A 1,123-nucleotide genomic window follows, 5' to 3' on the forward strand; every position below is an offset into this window, starting at 1 on the left:
GCCGACCCGCCGAGCGCCGCGATCACCAGCCCGGCCCCGAGGCAGGACCACTCCCGCCACCGTGCCGCCCGCACCCGTACGGCAATCAGCAGCCGCTCCCGGCGCAGTGGCCCGCCCGGAACCACCGCAGGGCCCGCTACGAGCAGCACCCGGGCCCGCCGGGACACCCGGTCCGCCCCTGCGAGGCCCCAGACCGCCGCCCCGGCGCACAGCACCCCCGCGAACAGCGGCACCGGCAGCGCCGCCCCCGCGTTCACCGGGCACCGCGCAACAGTGGACGAAGCCGTTCCCAGCCGCGCTCCCGCACGAAGCCCCGGGCCGCCCACCGCAGTGCCGGTACGGTGACCACCAGCCCGGCGGCGTCCCGCTCCAGCACGTGCACCTCGGCCAGCCGGCGCCGGCCCTCCCGGTCCCGGACCAGGTGGAGCACCAGGGTCAGGGCCGCGGCCAACTGGCTGTGCAGGGCCGCCCGATCGAGCCCGGCGGCCGTCCCCAGCGCCTCCAGCCGCGCCGGGACATGGGCCGCGGCATTGGCGTGGACCGTCCCGCAGCCGCCCAGGTGTCTCGCCTAACACTCCAGGCGATCGACTCACCAGGGACCCCATGTGAGCCAACCAACCTGCGTCATCTACGACCGTCTCTCCCGCCTTCACGCTGACGAAGCCCCCGACCACCGCATCAACGCCTGTAAGGCCTATGCCGCCCAGCGAGGGTGGAAGGTCGTTCATGTAGCGACCGACACAAATGTCTCCGGCGCCACCCGCCTTGAAGACCGGACCGGCATGCGGGAAGTCCTCTCCTGGCTGCCCCGTGTGAACTACGTGTTGGCCGCCAAGCTGGACCGGTACGCGCGCAGCGTTCTGGAGTTTCAGCGGCTACTCAAAGTCGCAGCATCCACGGTCACCACGGTCATCACTGCTGACGGCATGGTCTCGCCGGAAAACTCGTCGTTCATCGTCAACGTTCTCGCCTCATTCGCTGAGTACGAGCGGGAAATGATCACGACCCGCATCACGGAAAGTAAGAAGGACCTCCGCTCGAAGGGCGCCCACATGGGCGGCATAGCGCCTTACGGGTATCGCACCATCGGCGGTATCAACAAGAAGACTTGGGCCATAGACGA

At 69.9% G+C, this 1,123-nt stretch carries 3 protein-coding genes; 1 reads left to right on the forward strand and 2 read right to left on the reverse strand.

The window, feature by feature from the left end; genetic code table 11:
• Positions 1-257: hypothetical protein (locus ACFWVD_RS28780; protein WP_379248060.1), on the reverse strand; the 257-nt coding region annotated here is incomplete at its 3' end.
• A complete protein-coding gene (locus ACFWVD_RS28785) occupies positions 254-559 on the reverse strand; it encodes a hypothetical protein (RefSeq protein WP_379248064.1) in 306 nt (101 codons plus the stop codon). The genes ACFWVD_RS28780 and ACFWVD_RS28785, both read right to left, overlap by 4 nt.
• Positions 560-605: 46 nt before the next feature.
• Between ACFWVD_RS28785 and ACFWVD_RS28790 the strand changes: the two genes are divergently transcribed.
• On the forward strand, positions 606-1,123 hold a 518-nt coding region (locus ACFWVD_RS28790; protein ID WP_379248062.1), incomplete at its 3' end, for a recombinase family protein.

This window comes from Nocardia sp. NPDC058666 (genome assembly GCF_042714895.1).
Classification (GTDB): domain Bacteria; phylum Actinomycetota; class Actinomycetes; order Mycobacteriales; family Mycobacteriaceae; genus Nocardia.